Annotated in this window: 21 protein-coding genes; all 21 read right to left on the bottom strand. The window is 38.7% G+C overall.

Annotation, left to right across the window (positions count from 1 at the left end; all coding sequences use genetic code 11):
• Positions 1–13 precede the first annotated feature (13 nt).
• Positions 14–1,681, bottom strand: a complete 1,668-nt coding sequence (locus tag AC1FXP_RS07830; protein WP_480060047.1) for a ribonuclease J — start codon at positions 1,679–1,681, stop codon at positions 14–16.
• Positions 1,682–1,985: 304 nt separating this feature from the next.
• The gene (dapA, locus tag AC1FXP_RS07825; RefSeq protein WP_480060045.1) at positions 1,986–2,858 is read right to left on the bottom strand and encodes a 4-hydroxy-tetrahydrodipicolinate synthase; all 873 of its coding nucleotides are present in this window, start codon (positions 2,856–2,858) and stop codon (positions 1,986–1,988) included.
• A gap of 26 nt (positions 2,859–2,884) precedes the next feature.
• Complete coding sequence (dapG, locus tag AC1FXP_RS07820) at positions 2,885–4,114, bottom strand: aspartate kinase (protein ID WP_480060043.1); 1,230 nt, start codon at positions 4,112–4,114, stop codon at positions 2,885–2,887.
• A 16-nt stretch (positions 4,115–4,130) separates the two neighbouring features.
• Positions 4,131–5,171 (bottom strand): aspartate-semialdehyde dehydrogenase, encoded by a 1,041-nt coding sequence (asd, locus tag AC1FXP_RS07815; RefSeq protein ID WP_480060041.1) that lies wholly within the window; start codon positions 5,169–5,171, stop codon positions 4,131–4,133.
• A gap of 152 nt (positions 5,172–5,323) precedes the next feature.
• Positions 5,324–5,917 carry a dipicolinate synthase subunit B gene (locus AC1FXP_RS07810; RefSeq protein WP_480060039.1) on the bottom strand — a complete coding sequence of 198 codons (594 nt, stop codon included), beginning with the start codon at positions 5,915–5,917 and terminating at the stop codon, positions 5,324–5,326.
• A 14-nt stretch (positions 5,918–5,931) separates the two neighbouring features.
• Positions 5,932–6,816 carry a dipicolinic acid synthetase subunit A gene (gene dpaA / locus AC1FXP_RS07805; protein ID WP_480060037.1) on the bottom strand — a complete coding sequence of 295 codons (885 nt, stop codon included), beginning with the start codon at positions 6,814–6,816 and terminating at the stop codon, positions 5,932–5,934.
• 430 nt (positions 6,817–7,246) lie between these two features.
• Complete coding sequence (locus AC1FXP_RS07800) at positions 7,247–7,492, bottom strand: YlmC/YmxH family sporulation protein (RefSeq protein WP_480060035.1); 246 nt, start codon at positions 7,490–7,492, stop codon at positions 7,247–7,249.
• Between the two features lie 92 nt (positions 7,493–7,584).
• Positions 7,585–8,826: a M16 family metallopeptidase gene (locus tag AC1FXP_RS07795; RefSeq protein WP_480060033.1), complete on the bottom strand. Its 1,242-nt coding sequence runs from the start codon at positions 8,824–8,826 to the stop codon at positions 7,585–7,587.
• A gap of 2 nt (positions 8,827–8,828) precedes the next feature.
• Positions 8,829–9,818, bottom strand: a complete 990-nt coding sequence (locus AC1FXP_RS07790) for a polysaccharide deacetylase family protein (protein ID WP_480060031.1) — start codon at positions 9,816–9,818, stop codon at positions 8,829–8,831.
• Positions 9,819–9,923: 105 nt separating this feature from the next.
• Positions 9,924–12,038 carry a polyribonucleotide nucleotidyltransferase gene (gene pnp / locus AC1FXP_RS07785; protein WP_480060029.1) on the bottom strand — a complete coding sequence of 705 codons (2,115 nt, stop codon included), beginning with the start codon at positions 12,036–12,038 and terminating at the stop codon, positions 9,924–9,926.
• A 161-nt stretch (positions 12,039–12,199) separates the two neighbouring features.
• Complete coding sequence (rpsO, locus tag AC1FXP_RS07780) at positions 12,200–12,469, bottom strand: 30S ribosomal protein S15 (protein WP_034629550.1); 270 nt, start codon at positions 12,467–12,469, stop codon at positions 12,200–12,202.
• Between the two features lie 134 nt (positions 12,470–12,603).
• Entirely contained in the window at positions 12,604–13,551 is a 948-nt protein-coding gene (gene ribF, locus AC1FXP_RS07775; protein WP_480060027.1) for a bifunctional riboflavin kinase/FAD synthetase, read from the bottom strand.
• A gap of 28 nt (positions 13,552–13,579) precedes the next feature.
• Positions 13,580–14,500 carry a tRNA pseudouridine(55) synthase TruB gene (gene truB / locus AC1FXP_RS07770; RefSeq protein ID WP_480060025.1) on the bottom strand — a complete coding sequence of 307 codons (921 nt, stop codon included), beginning with the start codon at positions 14,498–14,500 and terminating at the stop codon, positions 13,580–13,582.
• A gap of 106 nt (positions 14,501–14,606) precedes the next feature.
• Positions 14,607–14,957 carry a 30S ribosome-binding factor RbfA gene (rbfA, locus tag AC1FXP_RS07765; RefSeq protein ID WP_480060023.1) on the bottom strand — a complete coding sequence of 117 codons (351 nt, stop codon included), beginning with the start codon at positions 14,955–14,957 and terminating at the stop codon, positions 14,607–14,609.
• Between the two features lie 23 nt (positions 14,958–14,980).
• On the bottom strand, positions 14,981–15,262 hold the full coding sequence (locus AC1FXP_RS07760; protein WP_250095428.1) for a DUF503 domain-containing protein: 282 nt from the start codon (positions 15,260–15,262) through the stop codon (positions 14,981–14,983).
• Entirely contained in the window at positions 15,259–17,355 is a 2,097-nt protein-coding gene (gene infB, locus AC1FXP_RS07755) for a translation initiation factor IF-2 (protein WP_480060020.1), read from the bottom strand. Before infB ends, AC1FXP_RS07760 begins: the two co-directional genes overlap by 4 nt.
• 16 nt (positions 17,356–17,371) lie before the next feature.
• Positions 17,372–17,674: a YlxQ family RNA-binding protein gene (locus AC1FXP_RS07750; RefSeq protein ID WP_480060018.1), complete on the bottom strand. Its 303-nt coding sequence runs from the start codon at positions 17,672–17,674 to the stop codon at positions 17,372–17,374.
• Entirely contained in the window at positions 17,671–17,943 is a 273-nt protein-coding gene (gene rnpM, locus AC1FXP_RS07745) for an RNase P modulator RnpM (protein ID WP_480060016.1), read from the bottom strand. The genes AC1FXP_RS07750 and rnpM overlap by 4 nt, the downstream gene beginning before the upstream one ends.
• A 17-nt stretch (positions 17,944–17,960) precedes the next feature.
• The gene (nusA, locus tag AC1FXP_RS07740) at positions 17,961–19,082 is read right to left on the bottom strand and encodes a transcription termination factor NusA (protein WP_480060014.1); all 1,122 of its coding nucleotides are present in this window, start codon (positions 19,080–19,082) and stop codon (positions 17,961–17,963) included.
• Between the two features lie 38 nt (positions 19,083–19,120).
• Positions 19,121–19,591, bottom strand: a complete 471-nt coding sequence (gene rimP / locus AC1FXP_RS07735) for a ribosome maturation factor RimP (RefSeq protein ID WP_480060012.1) — start codon at positions 19,589–19,591, stop codon at positions 19,121–19,123.
• 217 nt (positions 19,592–19,808) lie between these two features.
• Entirely contained in the window at positions 19,809–24,110 is a 4,302-nt protein-coding gene (locus AC1FXP_RS07730) for a PolC-type DNA polymerase III (protein WP_480060010.1), read from the bottom strand.
• Between the last annotated feature and the right edge of the window lie 102 nt (positions 24,111–24,212).

The raw sequence follows: 24,212 nt of genomic DNA, 5'->3' as shown, positions 1-24,212 counted from the left end.
TACATATATTCGATTAAACTTCCATTATAATCGGCAAAATCATTGGACGTCTTTTTGTTTTTTCGAATAAGAAACGACTTAAACCTTCTCTCACATTGCTCTTAAGGGAAGACCACTCATTAACATTCTCACTAACACATTTCTTCAGAATAACGCCTACTAATTCATTAGCATCCTCAAGTAACTTTTCGGACTCGCGCACATACACAAACCCTCGAGAAATGATGTTTGGTCCTGAAACAAACTCACCTGTTTTTTTGTTAAGAGTAACTACCACAACTAAAATTCCATCTTTTGAAAGGAGGCGACGATCTCGAAGTACAATATTCCCTACGTCTCCTACACCTAGACCATCGATTAAAACATTTCCAGAAGGAACTTTCCCTGTCTTTCTCGCTTGGCCATTCGTAAATTCGACTACCTCTCCTTTATCAACTAAGAAAATATTTTCTGCTCTCATTCCGGTTTTCAACGCTAAATCTCGATGTGCATGCTGCATCCGAAATTCACCATGAATGGGTACAAAATACTTCGGCTTCATTAAATTGAGCATAAGCATTAATTCTTCTTGACTACCATGGCCTGAAGCATGAACCTTAGCTTGTCCATATACCACCTCAGCACCAATACGATAAAGCTTATCAATAATCGCTGAGACGGACTTTTCATTACCTGGAATAGCAGATGCGGCAATTATCACTGTGTCTTCTTCTGTAATCGTAATTTGTCTGTGTGCACCTTTTGCCATTCTTGTTAACGCTGACATCGGTTCACCTTGACTACCTGTGGTTAAAATTACAAGCTGCTCATCACGGTATTTGCCAATTTCGTCTATATCGATAAAGATATCTTTAGGTGCATCAATATACCCTAATTTTGTTGCTATGGTAATAACTCGAACCATACTTTTTCCAACAACAACAAGCTTTCTATTTGCCCTAATTGAAGCTTGAATAACTTGTTGAATTCGATGAACGTTTGAAGCAAAAGTCGTAACAATAATGCGCCCTTCCGTTTTTTCAAAAACTTCAGCGATTCCTTGTCCAACTTCTATTTCTGATTTCGTTGTTCCTGGTCGCTCTGCATTCGTACTGTCAGACAAAAGACAAAGCACGCCTCGTTCACCAATTGCTGCCATCTTACCAATTTCAGCCTGCTTGCCGTCAACAGGAGTTTGATCAAATTTAAAATCTCCTGTATGAACAACTGCACCTTGAGATGTTTCAAAACAAATACCAACTGAATCAGGAATACTATGATTTGTACGGAAAAACGACACTGATGTAGATCCAATTGTTAAACGAGAATTTGCATCAATTAAATGTAATGTACTATGACGGAAGATTCCTGCTTCTTTTAACTTTTCTTCAACTAGGCCAAGGGTTAACTTTGTTCCATATACAGGAACATTAATTTTCTTTAAAACGTAAGATAAACCACCAATATGATCTTCATGACCATGTGTTAAAAAGATCCCTTGCACTCGCTCGGCATTTTCAACAAGGTATGACACATCTGGAATAACAATATCAACACCTAACATATCGTCATCCGGAAACATTAATCCCGCATCAACGACCAAGATGTCTTCATCTACTTCAACAACGTACATATTTTTGCCTATTTCACCGACTCCACCTAAGGCAAAAACACGTACTTTTTCTCTATACTCTTTTGACAATGGACTTCCTCCTACTATATATGCTCTAAAAACCGAAATGTTTTTCGTTTTATACCGTTCTCTCATCCTTGGCGTAGATGATGTGACTCGCTAAAATAACAGATGATCGTAACAACGATCTAATCCAACCCGAACAAATCAATTACATTTAGTATACCTTAATAAGGAAATGAAAAACAAGACTGAACTTCCTATGTTGGAATGACATAACACTTTCTTGAAAAATTAGAAAACAATAAATTTTCATACAAATATTAATTATCTTTCATCATTTTCAACTAACAAAAAAAGCTAACCCGGTGGATTAGCTTTTTTTCTTTAATAATTTATTAACTTCTCTCATTTGTCCATGATTTAAAGGAATCAACGGAAGTCTTACGTCTCCAACCTCTAACCCTTGCAACGACAAAGCGTATTTTACACATGTTGGATTAGGCGCTAGAAACATCGCTTTCATTACCGGCAACAATAAGCGATGACTTTTCGCTGCTTTTTTAATGTTTCCTGCTTTAAAGTTGGTAATCATCTCTTTCATCTCACTGCCGATTACATGTGCTGCTACAGAAACGACACCATGAGCTCCGATAGCAAGAGCCGGAAGCGTATTCGCATCATCACCTGTATAAAGAGTAAAATTCTCATCAATAGCTGAGAGAATTGCTGCCATTTGTTCCAGATCCCCACTTGCTTCCTTTACAGAAACAATATTAGGAATCTTAGATAGGGCAATGGTCGTCTCTGCTTCAATCTGTACACCTGTTCTCCCAGGAACATTATAGAGCATGATAGGGAGATCGGTTGATTCAGCTATTTTTTTAAAATGTACATACATGCCTTCTTGTGACGGTTTATTATAATATGGAGCAACAAGCATAATAGCATCGACACCTAAGTCTTGTGCCTTTTTTGTTAAATCAATCGATGCTTGCGTGTTATTACTTCCTGTTCCTGCGATAATAGGAATTCTTTTATTTACATGTTTAACGCATACGTTAAAAAGCTCTAACTTTTCATCCGTTGAAAGTGTTGGAGACTCACCTGTTGTGCCAGCTATAACAAGAGCATCGCTACCATTAGCAATCAGATAATCAATTAACTCCTTTGTTCTTTCAACATCTATCAAACCTTTTTGGGTAAAAGGGGTTACCATAGCAGTAACAATATGGCCAAAGTGCATAACCTTCAGCTCCTTGTTTCATATTTCTAAGAGTGTTCTTCTAGTTGTCCTGTCTGTTCAAGTTGAAACATGTGATGGAGTGCGTTAACTGCTTTAACCATATCTTTTTCTTTAACTAGTACCCAAATTGTTGTATGAGAATCAGCTGATTGTAGTATTTGAATGTTTTGTTTTGACAATGCACTTACAATCTTGGCAGTAACACCTGGGACACCGGTCATTCCGGCTCCTACAGCTGACACTTTTGCACAATTTCTTGTCACCTCAGGTTCATAACCCATTTGATGCAATACTTCAATTGCTTTGTCAGCTACATTCTCCATAACCGTATAGCAGACACCGCGAAGGTTGATATTGATAAAATCAACACTGATTTCTGCGGTCGCCATTGCTTTAAATACTTTCTCTTGTAAATCATACTCTCCTTGTTTTGCGAATACCTTAATTTGAGCTACATTGGCTAAATTCGCAATTCCGGTAATCACCCGGTCTTTCACTTCTGTTGTAGGTTTGGCAATTTTGGCTGTGACAAGTGTTCCTATGCCATTTGAATAGGTTGAGCGAATTCGAATAGGAATCCTTGCTTGCATTGCTACCTCTACAGCTCTTGGATGTATAACTTTCGCACCTTGGTATGCCATGTTACAAATTTCTTCATAAGACATAGCATCAAGCGCCCTAGCATCTTCTACTATTCTAGGATCTGCTGTCATGACTCCTTCAACATCTGTAAAAATATCAACCCATTCAGCTTGAACTGCTGCACCTAACGCTGTTGCTGAAGTATCACTACCCCCTCTTCCAAGCGTCGTCGTCTGACCATCGAACGTCTGACCTTGGAAGCCGGCAACAACAACAACATCACTTGATTCCAATTGTTTTTTCAAACCGTCACAATTCATATCCACAATCTTTGCATTTGAAAATTCATTATTTGTTCTGAAGCCAGCTTGAGCACCAGTAAGTGCAGTAGCTGTAACCCCCATACTCTGCAAAAGATCCGTGAAAACAACGGAAGAAATTACCTCTCCGCAAGAAACAAGTAGATCTTGCTCACGTTTCGGTAATTGTCTTTGATTGACAAGACCGAGTAATGTGTCCGTGGCGTAAGGTTCTCCCTCACGCCCCATTGCTGATACCACGACAATGACTTTATATCCATCTTCAACAGCTTTTTTCACATGGTTCGCTGCCATAGACCGACTTTTGTCATCTCGTACAGACGTACCACCAAATTTCTGAACAATTATTTTCATACGACACCTACTTTTATTACGATAAAAGATCTAATTTTACGAGACTTTCAGCAATTTGGACTGAATTCCACGCTGCACCTTTCAGTAGGTTATCTGAAACAATCCACATATGATACCCATTATCACGATCAAGATCATGACGAATCCGTCCTACAAACACATCATTCTTACCTACACATTCCGAAGCAAGAGGGTATACTTGATTTGTAGGATCATCTTGCAGTGTTACTCCAGGAGCTGAAGCAAGAAGATCTTTTAATTCAGTAGCCGTTGCTCCTCCTTTTTCTGTCTCAATATAAACAGATTCAGAGTGACCAGTTTCTACTGGAAGACGTACACAAGTAGCTGCTACTTCAAGTTCTGCCATTTCCATGATTTTCTTTGTTTCATTAATCATTTTCATTTCTTCAAACGTATACCCGTTTTCTTGGAAAAGATCAATCTGTGGAATGGCATTGAATGCGATCTGATAATGCTTTTTGTCTCCACCTACTGGCAGGATTTCAGGTGTGAATTCTTTTCCTTCTAGAATATCTTTTGTTTGTTGTTTCATTTCTTCGATCGCTTCAAGACCTGCACCAGATACAGCTTGGTATGTTGAAACAACAACTTTTTTCAGGCCATACTTTTCACGAATTGGTTCAAGAGCAACAACCATTTGAATCGTTGAACAATTTGGATTAGCAATGATTCCATTATGGCTCTTTAAAGCTTCCTCATTTACTTCTGGAACAACCAGAGGAACGGTTGGATCCATTCTAAATGCACTTGTATTATCAACGACAATGGCTCCACGTTTGACTGCTTCTGGTGCTAGTGCTTTTGAAACTGATCCTCCTGCTGAAAATAAGGCAATTTGAACCCCTTCAAAGGCTTCAGGTGTTGCTTCTTCTACTGTATATTCTTTCCCCTTAAAAGAGATAACTTTCCCTGCTGAACGTTTTGAAGATAATAGTTTCAAGCTAGCAATCGGAAAATCTCTTTCCTCCAACGTTTTTAACATTTGTTGACCAACTGCGCCTGTTGCGCCCACTACAGCTACATGATAATTTGACATTTGTGTTCGTCTCCCCTCATCTGCTTACAACGTTTAATAGATTTCTTCACTAAGATGGAATGATTATAGCATATCCAGCTTAGTTTGTATCTGTTGCTTTTCTCTATTAAACTTTAAGGGAAATATTTCATTTGTGCAACCACGCGATTCGCTTAATCTCTGAATTTTTCTACTAGTACAGGCTGATATTGCTTACCAGCTAGGGCAGACTCAACCGTATCCACTAATGCTTCCATTCTAGCCACTAACGAGTTTGGCTTCTTAACAGGATCATCCTGACCAAACGGAATAAAATAAATGTTTTTTGTAGCCATTAGTTTCATAATATTTACACCATTAAGTCCTAACGCGTCATTTGTTGAGATCCCAAGAACAACTGGATTTCCGCTACGTAAGGTTGCTTTTGCTCCCATTAAGACAGGACCATCTGTCATAGCATTAGCAAGTTTACTCGTTGAGTTCCCAGTAATAGGGGCAAGCACCATACAATCTAACGGTGTTTTCGGCCCAAAGGGTTCAGCTTTTACAATCGTATCGACAATTTCTTCCTCTGTAATCTCTTCAATGCGTTTTAACCAGTATGCACTAGTCCCGAACTTTGTATCTGTGCTTTTTACATTACCAGAGACAAAAGGAGTCACCTTCGCACCATGTTTAATTAATTTTTCAATTTGAGGCATAACCTCTTCATACGTACAATGAGATGCAGATATACCAAATCCAATGTGCTTCCCTTTTAATGACATGATTCATCCCCCTCTTACTTTTTCGTCTCGCTAGTTAACAACACCGCTAGGACATCAGCTAAGATTTGACCAGCTGTTTTAGGTGCTACAATACCTGGTAAACCAGGAGCTAGTAGCGCCTTCATCCCCCGCTTCTCTGCATAACGAAAATCAGTACCACCTGGCTTCGAGGCTAAATCAATAATAAGCGTGTGGAGAGGCATTTCGGCTAAAACATTTGCTGTAATGACACGGGTTGGTATTGTATTAATACACAAGTCAATATCTCTCAATTCTTCCTTCATGTGGTCTGTATGAAATGGTGTTAACCCCATTTCTGTAATTCGAGCTAACTGTTGTGATTCGTTTGCACCAACTTTGACATTTGCTCCTAAGGCGCTAAATGTCCTGGCCACAGACATCCCGACTCTGCCTAGACCTAACACAGCCACTTTCGCACGATGGATGGTAATGTCAGTATGCTGAATCGCCATCATCACAGTTCCTTCTGCCGTAGGAATTGAATTGTAGATTGCAACATCATCACGTTCCATTAGCTTTACTAATGAACGTTTTGAGTTCTCAACACAGTTGTCAAGATACTCATTACTAATGCCGGAATAAATGACGCAATGTTCTGGTGTTTGTTGTAGGTGATCGACTTTCAATACAAGAGATTCATTTGAAAAGACCGTTTCAATTTTTCCATCTGAACTCGTGCCGCTTACCGGTAGTAAAATGGCATCTGCAGTCGACCATTCAATATCTTTCAACGTGTGTTTCGATGCACCAATAAAACCATCATTCAACTGATCAAACCCTACCATCGAAATTTTAGCATCAAGGGTGGATAGTTTCCTGATGATTTCCAATTGTCGTGCATCCCCTCCAATAACGACAACATGTTTATCTGTTAACATCTGCTCTTGTTCTCCTTTCATTCATGCGAATCTCATCATCGCAGGTCGCTTAAGAAAGAGAGCTTTACTTACAAAGTGCGAATACCTCCATGCAGAAGCGACACCAAATGCACCTGTTCCTGTTGGCAAAGGATGAACAGCAACGATTCACCATAGCATATGTACTGTATATTCAATAGGTGAATACCATTTTTATATAGACAATCCATCCTAATGAAAGACACCAAACCACTGATTTTATAGGACAATTTCCAAAAAAGAGCAGCCTTTCATAATTAATGAAAAGGCTGCTTTCCTTTGGGGAAATGAAAAAGTTTCTTTTAGCAAATTCGATGAAGCAGCAATGGCTCTACACGTTGCGCTCATTGTTTAAAGACCACTGAAAGAAGGTGAAAACCGTACCTTTTTCAGAGTCCTCCTTTCCTAAATTTTAGGTCTCGTATTGATCTAGATTAATAATGATCATATCTTCACCAATTTTTTTTACTTGATTCCAATACACTGTTACTTCTCGGTCCTTCTTTCCAAATCCAAACCATTTCATTGTAGGGATGATAAATGCTTCAATCTCACCAGTTTCTTCATTTACTAACAAATCTGTTTGCCCTAAAATGCCTAGACGTTCCCCTTTTTGATAATCGATAATCTCTTTGCTGCTAATTTCACTTAGTCTCATCAGATTACCTCCTCGTCCCTCATTAGTAGTAAGCTATGAACAAAAAACAAAAAAAAGACCAGACTATCGAAAAATCTGATCTAAGAAAAAAATTATTGAATTAGTGATTGTGGCAATTTACCCATTGAATTAATCAAGGATACAGAAGGCTTCTCTTTTAAAATGGTTGCTGCTAATTGATTCACCTGAGTGAGAGTTACGCTATCGATCTCATCTACAATATCATCAAGCGACCGATGTTTTTTGAGGAGCAATTCATTTTTTCCATTACGACTCATTCGACTATTTGTACTTTCTAAACTTAACATTAAACTCCCTTTTAACTGTTCTTTGCCATTTTTAAGTTCTTTTTCTGTCATCCCTACATCAGCAAGTGTAAAGGCTGTTTCTTGTAAAGCCTTCGTTAAATCATCTAATTGGCTATGTGCCGTAGCAGCATAAATAGTTAGCATTCCGCTGTCTTGGTAGGAAGAGTGATATGAAAATACAGAGTAGCATAACCCTCTTTTTTCACGAATCTCTTGAAACAATCTACTGCTCATGCTTCCGCCAAGTAAATTATTCAGCAAAACAAGAGCATATACATTTTTTTCCCCGATCGCTAAACCTGGATACCCGAGACAAAGATGTGCTTGTTCGGTTTCTTTTTTGCGAACAATGGAGTTAGGAAAAAATACAGGTTTCTCATCTTGATGTTGATACGTTGTAGGGTTTACATTTGAAAACGTTTCTTTCAATTGATCAATTACTTCATCGGTAATATTCCCTGCAACAGAAATAACGACATGGTCACCGGTATAAAATCTGGACATATACTCTCTTAATGAGTCGCCATTAAACGCCTCTAATGTATCCACTGTTCCTAAAATGGGATAGCCAAGAGAATGACTTTTATAACTTGCCTCGCTTAGTAAATCATGAACAATATCATCTGGTGTGTCATCTACCATTTTAATTTCTTCGAATACAACATTCTTTTCTTTTTGAAGCTCCGTCTCGTCGAAAACAGAATTGAAAAACATGTCTGCCAAAACCTCAACAGCATATGCAGCATGATCATCTAACACTTTTGCGTAGTAACATGTATATTCTTTTGAAGTAAAAGCATTCACTTGCCCGCCAATGCTATCAAATGATTCAGCAATCTCAGCAGCTGTACGTGTTTTGGTCCCTTTAAAAAACATATGCTCTAAAAAATGTGAGATGCCGTTTTCTTCTTTTTTTTCAAATCGCGACCCTGTACCGATCCACACTCCAATTGAAACCGAACGTACAGATGAAATATGTTCAGCTAAAATTCGAACACCGTTGTCTAGTTCTATTCTATTAACCACTCTTAATCCCCCTTATTGTCATCAAGGGTTACACCTAACATAACTCGTTGTTCAGAGAGAACCTCAGAAACTGTACCAATCTTATACCCTTTTTCTTGTATTCCGATAATTAAATCTTCTAACCCCTTAGCTGTCGGTTCAGTTGGATGCATTAAGATCATAGCTCCATTGTGTACCTTTGATAGCACGCGATTCACCATTTCAGTTGGGCTAGGTTTTCTCCAATCTACTGTATCAACTGACCATAAGACCGTTTTCATTCCATGTTTGTGAGCCTGGTCAACCACCGTTTGATTGTAGCTTCCACTTGGCGGGGCAAACCAATTAGGTGTAACTTCAATTGTTGCTTCTATAACTGAATTTGTCTTTTGTAGTTCCTCGTCAATCCGCCCGACTGTTAATGTATTCATATCAGGATGTGAGTAAGCATGATTTCCTATCTCATGGCCTTCTTCAACAAGCATCTTTGCAAGATTTGGATTATTTTTAACCCATGAACCATCTAAGAAAAACGTTGTATGTAGTTCATGTTTTTTTAATGTCTTCAACATTTCAGGCAGATATTCATTTCCCCATGCCACATTGACTAAAAACGTGACAACAGGTTTCTTTTCATTGCCTTTATAAATGGGGGAAGGGGGCAGATCGTCAAGATGAACATTTGGACTTGTTTCTTTAAAAACGAGTCTGTTTTCATCAAATTCATTGAACTTCTTCATCTTATCATATGAAGCTTCTACGTCAACCTCTAACCCATTATACCCTGGTACTGCTTTCCACACTCTATCTACTCTTGCATCAATCGCAGGTTCTAAATATGAATCAGTCCGTGCTACTATTTCCTCGTATAGAGAATCCTGTTCCTTTAATACCACTTGACTATCATGCTTTAATTCACTGATATAGTTCATAGCAAATGGATTTTGTACAGCTCCAATCGATAGGATGACAATGATACAGAACACGCCTACGTGAATAATCTTTTTCTTCATCACCAATCCCTCCTCCTCTAGTGCGATTGTATGCTAGAGTTGGACAGGTTAGAACGCAAAAGGAGACTAGGCTTACTCCCCCAGTCCCCTTTTCAACATAATTGATTACTTCTGTGCTTGTTGTTTACGTTCTTTCTCTTCTTTAAGGATAACTTTACGTGAAAGATTAACTCTTCCTTGGTTATCGATCTCTGTTACACGAACAAGGATTTCATCTCCAAGCTTCACAACATCCTCTACTTTTTCAACACGTTCTTCTGCTAGCTGAGAAATATGAACCAAACCATCTTTACCTTTAAACAGTTCAACAAACGCACCAAACTTCTCAATTCGTTTTACTTTTCCAAGATAGGTTTGCCCTACTTCTACTTCGCGTACGATATCTTCAATGATTGAACGTGCTTTTTCATTCATCGACATCTCTACAGAAGAGATATATACTGTTCCATCCTGCTCAATATCAATTTTAACCCCTGTTTCTTCAATGATCTTATTGATCATTTTACCGCTTGGTCCGATCACATCACGGATTTTATCTGGGTTAATCTTCATAGTCATAATTTTTGGAGCATAAGTAGATAGCTCGGTACGGAATTCACCAATCGCAGATAGCATGTTGTCCAAGATGACCATACGACCTCTTTTGGCTTGTGCTAACGCCTCTTCTAAAATTTCACGGTTAATACCAGAAATTTTAATATCCATCTGTAGAGCCGTAATACCTTCGCGTGTACCAGCTACTTTAAAGTCCATATCTCCTAATGCATCTTCCATACCTTGAATGTCTGTTAGTACAGACACATGCTCTTCTTGTTTCACAAGCCCCATCGCAATACCTGCTACAGGTGCTTTAATTGGTACTCCTGCATCCATCATTGCAAGCGTACTTGCACAAATACTGGCTTGAGACGTTGAACCATTAGATTCAAGTACTTCAGAAACTAGTCGAATCGTATATGGAAATTCATTCTCATTAGGTATGACTGGCTCAAGCGCTCTCTCACCTAATGCACCATGTCCAATTTCGCGACGACCAGGTCCGCGAATTGGTCCAGTTTCCCCAACACTAAATTGTGGGAAATTATAATGATGCATGAATCTCTTAGATTCTTCAATTCCAAGCCCATCTAAAATCTGCACATCACCTAACGCACCAAGTGTACAAATACTTAATGCTTGAGTTTGTCCTCGTGTAAAGAGACCTGATCCGTGAGTACGTGGTAGAAGATCTACTTGAGAAGCAAGTGGACGAATTTCATCAACCTTACGTCCATCAGGGCGCACTTTATCAACTGTAATTAGACGACGCACTTCTTCTTTTACAATCTTATGTAGAACTTCTTTGACATCACCTAAATCTATGTCTTCTCGCTCTTCGAAAGTTGCAACCGTTTTTTCTTTAACTGCATCAATTGCTTCTGCTCTTGCATGCTTCTCTTGTACTTGGACAGCTTCTTTCATCTCAACTTCAGAAAGCTGACGTACTTCTCGCTCTAGTTCTGTGTCCACTTTCTTTAATTGAATTTCTGATTTTTCTTTTCCAACAGCTTGGGCAATCTCTTCCTGAAAAGCAATTAATTTCTTAATTTCTTCATGACCAAACATAATCGCTTCTAACATCGCTTCCTCTGTTACTTCAGACGCGCCTGCTTCCACCATGTTAATAGCTTCCTTCGTCCCGGCTACAACAAGATCAATATCACTTTGCTCTAACTGCTCTGTTGTTGGGTTAATGACGAATTTCCCATCCAGTCTACCCACAGTGACACCAGCAATAGGGCCATCAAATGGAATATCAGATACACATAGAGCCAGGGATGAGCCAACCATAGCCGCCATTTCAGATGAGGCATTTGGATCTGAACTCATAACAATACTAATTACTTGAACTTCATTTCTGAACCCATCTGGGAATAATGGTCTAATCGGACGGTCAATTAAACGACTTGTTAAAATCGCTCTCTCACTTGGGCGCCCCTCTCTTTTAATGAACCCTCCAGGGATTTTTCCTGCAGCATAGAGACGCTCCTCATAATTCACTGTCAGAGGGAAAAAGTTTAAATCTTTTGGTTCCTTTGAAGCAGTAGCTGTTGAAAGTACGGCTGTGTCGCCATATCTGACGAGCACTGCACCATTAGCTTGTTTAGCTAATTGACCAGTTTCTACAGTAAGCTCTCGACCAGCCCACTCCATTTTAAACACTTGTTTCGTTTGTTCCATTACGCGTACTCCTCTCGTACACCATTTATTAATCCAGCTTCATTTATTATTGCCAATTCTGTTAAAAACTAAAAGAATATATAAGATTGGTTATTTTTAGTCAAATTACCAATGTTATTAAATCAAGAAAAAAGCGGGAACTTATCCCGCTTTCATCACGATTATCGGCGTAAACCAAGCTTATCAACTAGGTTACGGTAACGTGTAACATCCTTGTTACGTAGGTACGTTAACAAGTTACGACGTTGCCCTACCATTTTAAGAAGACCACGACGTGAATGGTGATCCTTCTTATGAGTACGTAAGTGCTCATTTAATGTGTTGATTTGCTCTGTTAGGATAGCAACTTGAACCTCTGGAGAACCAGTGTCCGTGTCATGCGTTTTGAATTCAGAGATTAACTCATTCTTACGCTCTTGTGTTAAAGCCATCCTATTCACCTCCCTTTTTTTAAATCTCCTATTCCCTAGCAAACGTCGGTGACTCGATCTGCCAAGAAACGGATTCGTACCGTAGTACAAACAATACTATACCTTTTTTTTGAATGAATTGCAAGTTTTCCTGCTTATTCATAGACTTTTGATTTAAGCAATGATTGTGCCGCCTCTTTATCAAGGGTAATTTGTTCAATAAGCTGATCAATCCCATTAAACTTCTTCTCCGACCTAATACGAGAATACCAATGTATCTCTACCTCTACCCCATAAATGTCTTCATGGAAGGAAAAGAGATGTACTTCAATAGTCGGGACAACGTCCTTTTCTTGATGAAAGGTTGGTTTAAATCCAATGTTACAAACACCATCATATTGGACTTCATTTATCGTTAATTTAACGGCATAGACTCCCGTTTTTGGAATAATGTATCGTTCTTTAGGTTCAATATTTGCTGTTGGAAATCCAATGGTTCTTCCCCTTTTTTCCCCATCAACAACTGTCCCTTTAATGGCGTATTCTTCCCCTAAAAGAGTTGCTACACTATTCACATCCCCTTGTTCTAGCAGGTCGCGGATTTTAGTCGAACTTACCTTCTCATTGTTATTTTCATACTTATCAACAATCGTTGCTTCTAATCGATTGCGAGCATGAAATGGAAGAGTTTCCATTGTTCCTTTCCCGAGTGCACCATAAGTAAAGTCAAAACCTGCTACAGCATGTACAACATGTAACCCGATTAAATAGTCATCAACAAATTCTTGAGGTGTAAGACTAGCAAATAATGGGGTAAATCTCACTACATAAAGTGTATCAATGCCCAATCTTTCAATCTTATCAATCTTATCTGCTAATGGCGTTATGTAATTCATTTCCGTTTTCCTCAACACTTCTTTTGGATGAGGATGAAACGTCATTACTGATGCTGTTGTATCAAGCTTATTTGCAATCTCTTTTGCCTTTTTCATGACTGCTTGGTGACCCGTGTGTACTCCATCAAAATAGCCCAAAGCCATCACTGTCTTTTCTGGCTTGAATTTATTTCTATCTATAGGATGTTCTAAATAAATGGTATCCATTAAGAATCCCCTTTTCACTCCTAAAATATTAAGATGGCTCGCCTGTCCAGAACATCTTTTCTGGTTTAACACAGCCTTCTTTCGTAGGGTGGCGCTTATAAACAGCTAAACACTCCCCCTTCTCATTATATACGGTAAATCGCATTTGTTCTAACCCTTTCTTTACAGGTAGAACAGCCCCATTTTTTATCTGTTGCTCCGTTACTTGATCTACTATGCTCTTTGGTAAATAATCAACAGCGGTCTCAAAAGGGATGAGCAGAGAGAACAATTGACCATTTTCTTTGACTTCCTCTAATTGCTCAAACGTTATACTATTCTCAAGTGAATACGGACCTGACGATGTGCGAACGAGATCAGACATATGTGCTGGATATCCAAGCTTATGTCCTATATCAACGGCCAATGTTCGAACGTATGTCCCTTTGCTACAAAAGACACGAAACCGAAATGATGCCGTATCTTCCTTATAAATAATATCAGATAATCGGTCCAAAGAGTGAATCGTCACAGTTCTTTGAGGTCGTTCTACTTCCTTACCAGCACGAGCATACTCATACAGTTTTTTACCATTCACTTTGACTGCCGAATACATTGGGGGAACTTGAATAATTTCACCTTTAAAGTGATTAAGTACTTTGTCAAGTTCCACTTCTGTCCATTTATCCATAACAGACTTTTTGTTAACAACGTCACCACTTTTATCTTCTGTTGTTGTCGAAAATCCTATCGTTACTTCACCCTCATACTCCTTTGAGTATCCTGACATGTATTCCACTACTTTTGTTGCTTTCCCGATACATATAGGCAGAACTCCATTCACATCTGGGTCTAGTGTACCTGTATGTCCAACCTTTTTCGTTTGAAATAGACGTCTAACCTTCATCACGCAATCGTGAGAAGTCATCCCTCTAGGTTTATGTAAAATTAAGATTCCATTTGGGTTCATTGGTTCCTCCCGTTTTTGCTAATTGTTTGCATATATTTTTATACATTCTTTTATTATTTTATTGCAAAAGGGTAGAAGAGCATTTGCCCTCCTACCCTCTTATTATCTATCGTTCATTTTTATTTATATCTTGAAGAAGCGTGTCAATACGATTACCATATTCAATCGACTCATCAAACTCAAAGAAAATATCTGGTGTTTTACGAAGACGAATTCGTTTCCCAATTTCAGAACGAATAAATCCTTTCGCTTTAGATAATGCTTGAAGAGTTGCTTCTTTTTGTTCGTCACTTCCAAGAACTGTAATAAATACTTTTGCCTGCTGAAGGTCCCCTGTAACATCTACTCCTGTAACTGTTACAAAACTAACACGCGGATCTTTAAGCTCTCGCATAATAATATCACTTAGCTCTTTTTTCATTTGTTCACCGACACGGTGTGCACGAACATTACTCATACTATTCACCTCTGTTCTTTACATTAGAGCCATTCATAATCAGTAACTGTTCTTTCTGCTTTGGGCTCGCCATCAATTAAGGAAAGTGCCTTTTGCAGTTCACGCTCACAAACAGTGCGATCATTCGAAACCGTTACTAACGCTAATTCAGCTCGCTGCCAAACATCATGATGATCTGTTTCTGCAACAGAAACGTTAAACCGTTGCTTCAATCTTGTTTGAATACTTTTTAAAACAGAGCGTTTTTCTTTCAGTGATTGAGCATCATAAATGAGGAGTTCAAGACGTACGAACCCTATAATCATTTACGCTCAATTTCCTCCATAACATACGCTTCAATGATGTCGCCTTCTTTAATATCGTTATATTTTTCAAGTGTGATTCCACACTCGTATCCAGCAGCCACTTCTTTGGCATCGTCCTTAAATCGTTTCAATGCATTGATTGATCCCTCATAAATAACAATTCCATCACGAATGAGGCGTACTGTTGAATCTCTTGTTACTTTTCCATCCGTAACATAAGCTCCAGCAATCGTACCTACTTTTGAAACTTTAAATGTTGTACGAACCTCTACTTGACCAATGACTTTTTCCTCAAATTCAGGATCAAGCATCCCTTTCATTGCTGCCTCAATTTCATCAATGGCATTATAGATGACACGATGAAGACGAATATCAACTTTCTCAGCTTCCGCTGTACGTTTTGCATTCACATCCGGACGTACATTGAAACCAATAATAATCGCATTAGAAGCTGAAGCAAGCATTACATCATACTCGGTAATGGCTCCAACACCTGTATGAATAATTTTCACTTTAACACCTTCAACGTCAATCTTTTCTAAAGACCCACGCATAGCTTCAACTGAACCTTGAACGTCCGCTTTAATGATAATGTTAATATCTTTAACTTCACCTTGCTGGATTTGATTGAACAGGTCATCCAAGCTTACTTTTGAACTTTCAGCAAGATTTTCTTCACGATGACGAGACATTCTAGCTTCCCCAATTTGACGAGCTTTCTTCTCATCTGCGAACGCTTGGAATTGGTCTCCTGCTAATGGAACTTCGTTAAGCCCAGTAATTTCAACTGGTGTAGAAGGTCCAACTTCTTTCACACGACGACCAAGATCATTCACCATCGCACGAACACGTCCGAACGCAGATCCTACAACAATTGGATCCCCAACTTTTAACGTTCCACTTTGTACAAGCAGAGTAGCTACAGCTCCACGGCCTTTATCAAGTTCAGCTTCAATAACTGTTCCTTTCGCTAATTTATCTGGATTCGCTTTTAATTCCTCTACTTCTGAAACAAGAAGAATCATTTCTAATAACTCATCAATTCCTGTTCCTGCAAGAGCTGATACATTAACAAAAATCGTATCTCCTCCCCACGCTTCAGGGACGAGTTCAAATTCTGTTAACTCTTGCATGACACGATCAGGGTTCGCAGCTTCTTTATCAATTTTATTTACAGCAACAATAATTGGTACACCTGCTGCTTTTGCATGGCTGATAGCTTCTTTCGTTTGAGGCATTACACCATCATCTGCTGCGACAACAAGAATTGTAATATCAGTGACTTGAGCACCACGCGCACGCATTGTCGTAAAAGCTGCGTGACCTGGTGTATCAAGGAATGTTACCTTCTTTCCACCTGACTCAATTTGGTATGCACCAATGTGTTGTGTAATTCCACCAGCTTCACCTTCTGTTACTTTCGTATGACGAATGGAGTCAAGTAACGTCGTTTTACCGTGGTCTACGTGACCCATAATGGTTACAACAGGTGGTCTCTCTTGTAAGTCTTCCTCGGAATCATCATCTACATAACTTTCAAAGTCCATTTCATCAATAACAATTTCTTCCTCAACAAGGACGCCATAATCACCTGCGATGAGTTCAATTGTGTCAGTATCTAATTCTTGGTTAATAGTTGCCATTACACCAAGACCCATTAATTTCTTAATGATTTCAGAAGGTTCTTTATGTAGCTCTTTCGCTATTTCTCCAACTGTTAGCGAACCAACATACGTAATTTTTTCTGGTAATGGCTTTGGTTTTGGTGGCTCTTGTTTGTGGCCGCCGCCTCCACGCTTATTTTGCTGTTTGTTCCCGCGGTTTTGCTGATTTTTGTTATTTGAAGGCTTAGATTGATTACGTTTGCCATCGTTTTTTTGTTGCTTAGGCTGATGGTTACTTTTCTCTTTGTTCTTTGTAGCTGTTGTGGTTGTAGAATTGCTATTTCCACCCGTTAATGTTTCCATCATCTTCTCATCTAAGACCGACATATGATTTGTAACAGAAAAGCCTGATTCATTTAATTTATCAATGATGACTTTGCTTGCTACATCCTTCTCTTTTGCATATTCATATATTCGCATTTTTTTCATATACTTACCTCCAAAATCATTGGTCGAGTAATGCGGTCATCTTTTTTGCAAATCCATCATCCATTACTCCAATGACGACTCTCTCCGCTTTTCCGATAGCTTGCCCAAGCGTAGCACGATTAGACGTTATCCGTACCGGAATGTTGTAATGGCCGCATTTGTCCAATACCTTTTTCTTTGTTTGTTCTGCAGCATCGGAAGATAAGATGACTAACTTTACAGTTTTTCTTCTCACTTCTTTTATTACAAGCTCTTCCCCAGTTACAAGCTTCCTTGCTCGTGCTGCTAATCCTAGTAATGATATCCATTTCTCCATCATTTACGATTCCGTTTACTTGCTTCATGGAGTTCATCATAAATTTCAGGATCAACCTTAACTTGTAAATGCCTTGATAATACATCTTTTTTCTTAGCCAATTCAAAGCTTTCATCGTTGTTACTAATATAAGCTCCGCGTCCGTTCTTTTTCCCTGATACATCGACGGATACGTCACCTTCTGGAGATCGAACAATACGAATTAACTCTTGCTTTGGCTTCATTTCATTTGTCACAATGCATTTTCGAAGAGGAACTTTACGTTGTTTCACTGGCTCCATCTCCTTCTTTATTCTTGTTCGTCCATTTCTGGAACAAATACATCTTCTTCATTGCCTACAGGAACAAGTTCTTCCTCATCATCTAATAGACCAAGATCCCTAGCATCAGACTCACTTTTAATGTCAATTTTCCACCCTGTAAGTTTTGCTGCTAGCCTTGCATTTTGTCCTCGTTTACCAATCGCAAGAGAAAGCTGATAATCAGGTACGATGACTTGAGTCATTTTCTCTTCTTCATTCACGTTTACTTTTAAGACTTTTGATGGGCTAAGAGCGTTTGCTACGTACTCCACTGGGTCTTCTGACCAACGTACGATATCAATTTTTTCACCTTTTAACTCATTAACTATTGTTTGAACTCTTTGCCCTCTAGGACCTACACATGCTCCCACAGGATCAACTTCAGGATTGTCGACATGAACCGCAATTTTCGAACGGTCACCAGCTTCTCGAGATACTGATTTAATTTCAACTGTACCATCATAAATTTCAGGTACTTCGAGTTCAAATAATCTCTTTAAAAGACCAGGATGAGTACGTGAAATTAAAATTTGTGGGCCCTTTGTTGTTTTTTCAACTTTAGTAATGTACGCTTTAATACGATCATTATGTTTGTAGCTTTCATTTGGCATTTGTTCACTCAAAGGTAGAAGGGCTTCCACTTTTCCAAGGTCAACATAAATAAAGCGGTGATCTTGTCTTTGTACAATCCCTGTCATTATATCCTCTTCACGATCGATAAAATCGGAATAAATAATGCCTCTTTCAGCTTCGCGAACACGTTGTGTCACAACTTGTTTCGCCGTTTGTGCAGCGATACGCCCAAAATCTTTTGGTGTGACCTCAATTTCCACTACATCATCCACTTCATAGCTTGGATTTAGTTTTTGAGCTTCATCAAGGGAAATTTCAAGACGTGCATCAAATACTTCTTCAACAACTGTCTTCCTTGCAAAAACTCGAATTCTTCCATTATCTCGGTTGACATCAACTCGCACATTTTGAACTTGGTTAAAGTTACGTTTGTACCCTGAGATAAGTGCAGCTTCAATTGCCTCAATTATTACTTCTTTTTTAATTCCTTTTTCTCTTTCTAATGTTGCCAATGCATCCATAAAATCACTGTTCATGGATTCTATTTCCCCCTTTCAAAGGTCAAGATAAGCTATTAGAAAATAATGGCTAATCTTGCGTTTGCTACTTTCGCGTATGGGATTATATACACATTTTTACGAGTTTTTATTTTCACTTCAACTTCTAAATTTTCACCATCAAAATTAACAAGTTTGCCTTCGAAAGTCTTTTCCCCGTCAACTGGTTCATATGTTGTGACGTGGACATTTTTTCCAATGGCTTTCGTTATATCTTTTTCCTTTTTTAGTGGCCTTTCTGCTCCTGGTGATGATACTTCAAGAAAATAAGCTTGTTGAATTGGATCCAGCTCATCAAGTTTTTCACTTAGTTTTTCACTTACAACACCACAGTCTTCAAGGTCTACCCCTGTATCTGAGTCAATAAAGATTCGTAAAAACCAATTCGGTCCTTCTTTTTTAAATTCTACCTCTACAAGTTCTAGGTTAAGCTCATCTAAAATGGGCGTTACTAATTCACTTGTGATTTCAGTGACTTTCTTACTCATCTGTACCCTCCTCGCTGTTCTACTATTTCATGTATGGATAGCGAACCGAATAATGATTATTGATAGTATCTTCAGTTACGCCGCTTGTTTTACTAGAAAAAAGTAGATCGAACAACGAAAGAGTGGGTTTCCCCACTCTTTTGCGTAACATATTCTAAGTATTACCATATAACACAATACCATACTATACTACGCATTGCAACAGAACTAGAGCCGACTAGAACAGTGAAAGCTGATTGGAATCAGGCATTCCCTCTAAACATCCATGCTCATCTAAATGTTCTAATACGGTCTTTGTTAACTTACTTCGTTGCTGCAGATCTTCTTTTGAGAGGAATTCTCCATTCCCTCTTGCTTTTACAATATTAAGTGCCGCATTTGTCCCTACACCAGTCATTGCATTAAATGGAGGCAAGAGAGAATTTTCCTCTACAATAAACTCCGTTGCACTTGAACGATACAAATCAACTTTTTGGAATGAAAATCCTCTTTCACACATTTCTAACGCAATTTCAAGAACGGTGAGTACAGATTTCTCTTTAGGAGATGCATCCAACCCTTTTGCGTTAATTTCTTGTACTTTTGCTTTTATAGCAGCTGGTCCTTTGATCATTGTATCTAAATCAAAATCATCTGCACGCACAGTAAAATAAGAAGCATAATACAAAATAGGGTGATGAACTTTAAAATATGCAATTCGAACAGCCATTAAAACGTAAGCTGCCGCATGGGCTTTCGGGAACATATATTTTATTTTTAAACATGATCCGATGTACCAATCCGGAACATCATGCTTTTTCATTTCATCAATCCACTCAGGTTGAAGGCCTTTCCCTTTTCGAACAAACTCCATTATTTTAAAAGCTAAAGAAGGATCAAGTCCTTTGTATATCAAATAAACCATTATATCGTCACGACAGCCAATCACGTCTTTTAGTTCACAAGTGCCGTTATAAATAAGCTCATTCGCATTATTCAACCAAACATCCGTACCATGAGATAAACCTGAAATCTGAACTAATTCAGAGAACGTGCTTGGTTTTGTTTCTTCAAGCATTTGACGAACAAATCTTGTACCAAATTCCGGAATACCAAGCGTTCCTGTCTTACACATAATTTGTTCTTCTGTTACTCCTAAAACATCTGGACCGCTAAAGATCTTCATCACTTCTGGATCATCAGTTGGAATTGTCTTTGGATCAATTCCACTTAAATCTTGAAGCATGCGAATAACCGTCGGATCATCGTGCCCAAGAATATCTAATTTCAGTAAATTATCATGAATTGAATGGAAATCAAAATGCGTTGTTCGCCATTCTGAATTTTTATCATCAGCAGGAAACTGGATAGGGGAAAAATCATGTATGTCCATATAATCTGGAACAACGATGATCCCACCAGGATGTTGTCCTGTCGTCCGCTTTACTCCAGTACATCCCGAGACGAGACGATCAATTTCTGCCCCTCTCATATGAAGGTCATGATCACCTTGATACCCTTTCACATATCCATAGGCAGTTTTCTCAGCTACAGTACCAATTGTACCTGCACGATATACATACTCTTCACCGAATAATTCCTTCGTATAATGGTGAGCACGTGGCTGATACTCTCCAGAGAAGTTCAAATCGATATCGGGAACTTTATCTCCTTTAAAGCCTAGAAATGTTTCAAACGGGATATCTTGTCCATCTTTAATATATACTGATCCACATTCAGGACAATCTTGATCTGGCAAATCAAATCCTGAACCGACTGAACCATCATCAAAAAAATGAGAATGGTGGCAGTTAGGACAAACGTAATGCGGTGGGAGTGGGTTAACCTCAGTAATTTCTGTTAATGTAGCGACTAATGAAGACCCTACTGAACCCCGAGAACCTACTAAATAACCATCAATTAATGACTTTTTAACAAGCTTGTGTGAAATTAAATAAATAACAGCAAAGCCATGACCAATAATACTCTTAAGCTCTTTCTCAATTCGAGCTTCTACAATTTCTGGTAAATCTTCTCCATAAATACTTTTGGCCATGCTATAACTCATTTCCCTAATCTCATCGTCCGCCCCTTCAATTTTAGGCGTATATAATTCATCTGGAATCGGATGAATTTCTTCAATTAAATTAGCAACCTTCTGCGTATTTGTGACGACGACTTCTTTCGCCTTCTCGTCACCTAAAAAAGAAAAAGCTTCTAACATTTCATCTGTCGTACGGAAATGTACCTCAGGCAATGTTTGTTTATTAAGCGGATTAGCTCCACCTTGTGACGCAATTAGTATTTTGCGGTAAATATAATCTTCTTTGTGTAAATAATGGGCATTGCCTGTTGCAACAACCGGCTTGTCTAACTTTTCTCCAAGCTTAACAATATTCGAGACTATTTCCTCTAACGCCGCATCATTTTTCACTAATTCTTTCTCTATTAAATGTTGATACGTTGCCAGTGGCTGAATTTCAATATAATCATAGAATTTAGCAATTTCTTCAACCTCATCCGCTGACTTTTGCATCATTCCTTCAAAAACCTCACCTTTATCACAGGCTGAACCAATTAACAAACCATTACGGTGCTTTTGTAGTTGAGATCTCGGGATTCTAGGTGTCCGGAAGAAGTAATCTAGGTGCGACATTGACACAAGTTGATAAAGATTTTTTAACCCCTCTTGTGTTTGCGCTAAAATTGTACAATGCGCAGGACGTTGACGATGGAAATTCCCTTGACCCATATGTTCGTTTAATTGATCATGATACGTTATCTCACGGTCATTGGCATCTTTCACCATTTTCCATAACAAATATCCCGTTGCTTCAGCATCATAAATGGCTCGGTGATGGCTGACGAGTTCGATATCAAACTTTTTACAGAGCGAATTAAGTCGATGATTTTTCAACTCTGGATATAGGAATCGCCCTAATTCTAACGTATCAATGACTGGGTTCATCGCTTCGCCTAGACCGATTTTCTGATAACCGACGTTTAGAAAGCCCATATCAAAACTAGCGTTATGAGCAACTAAAATTCCATCACCGACAAATTCTTTAAAATCACGAAGAACATCAGCAACTTCTGGCTGACCTTTAACCATATCATCTGTGATTCCAGTTAGTTCGATAATTGTATTCGTTAACGGTTCGTGTGGATCTGCAAAAGATTCAAACCGGTCAATGATTTCACCGCCTTTGATTTTGACAGCAGCAAGTTCAATAATCGTGTTATAAACAGCTGATAAGCCTGTCGTTTCAACATCAAATACAATATACTCGTCTTCCATTAATAAACGGTGAGCTTCGTTATATGCAATTGGCACACCATCATCTACCAAATTCGCTTCGATGCCATACAATACTTTAATTCCGTGCTTTTTCCCCGATGAATAAGCTTCTGGAAATGATTGTACAACCCCATGATCCGTAATTGCGACGGCCGGGTGACCCCATTTAGCCGCTTGTTCTACATATCTCCCTGCAGAAACAATGCCGTCCATTTGACTCATCGTTGTATGCAAATGAAGTTCAACTCGTTTCTCTTCCTCTGCTGCAGAGTCGATACGTTCAACAGGATTTAGTTGGTTGACATCATTTCCAATCATCACTAAATCACGTACAAATGTATCATTTTGAATGCCACCACGTACTTTTACCCACATGCCTTTTTTAATAGCTTGTAGAAGCGGGACATCTTCCTTGTCTCTTGAAAACATTTTAACTAGAATCGAATCTGTGTAATCAGTAATTTTAAAGGTTAATAACGTTCGTCCACTTCTTAGCTCCCTAGTTTCTGCATCAAATACGTAACCCTGTACAGTGACTCGTCGTTCCTCATCTACGATCGCCTCTAGCGGCATAGGCTCGTCTTTAATAGGGTAACCAATGACTAAAGGCTTGCCACTAAGCTCTTTTTCAGCTTGCTGTTCGTTTTTCTTCTTCTCTAAAATTGCTTCGACCACTTTCGAATGATCTTCTTGCTCTCGCTGCTCAACAAACTTCTCAAACTCTTGTTTTGATTCATGAATATGCGTATCAATATTGACAGATGGTAAACTAAGTTGAACAAGTGTTGTCTGAAAGGGATCGGATAGTTTCCTTTTTAATGCAACAGCCTCTGTCTCATTCCGCACTTGAATAACAAGCCTTTTCCCATCATACTTTGGTGTTTGCTTTTTCAATAATTCACGAATCCCGTCCGAGATTTGTGATAATTTTGAAATGATTAGCGGCCAATAATCAATCCACTCGGACTCCTCCAATTGAAGGCGCTGATAATGAAATGTAAAAGTAGCAGTGGCTATGTGTTCAAACGTTACTTTTAATCTCTCGGCAAACAATTCATAAACTTGAGCTGGTACAACAACAGGTACTTCAATATGAAAATGCCACGCTCTTTTTTCCTTCGAGATAACTAACTTTCTAATTAGTGCATCTTGAAAATGTGTATTAACAAATTGATCGGGCATTTGTAATTGTTGGAGAAGCAACTGAAGTCGTTCCTTACGTATTTGTTCATCTTGTGACATCCAAACAACCTCCCCGCTCTTTAAATCTAATCTCTATTTTAATTAGATTTTTTTCACATGAAAAGAGATGGTACCTCATTGACATGAGATACCATTTTAACA

The sequence above is a fragment of the Halalkalibacter sp. HAAS-P013 genome, assembly GCF_056619925.1.
The sequence above is the reverse complement of the archived record's forward strand: the minus strand, read 5'-3'. Positions and strand labels throughout refer to the sequence as shown.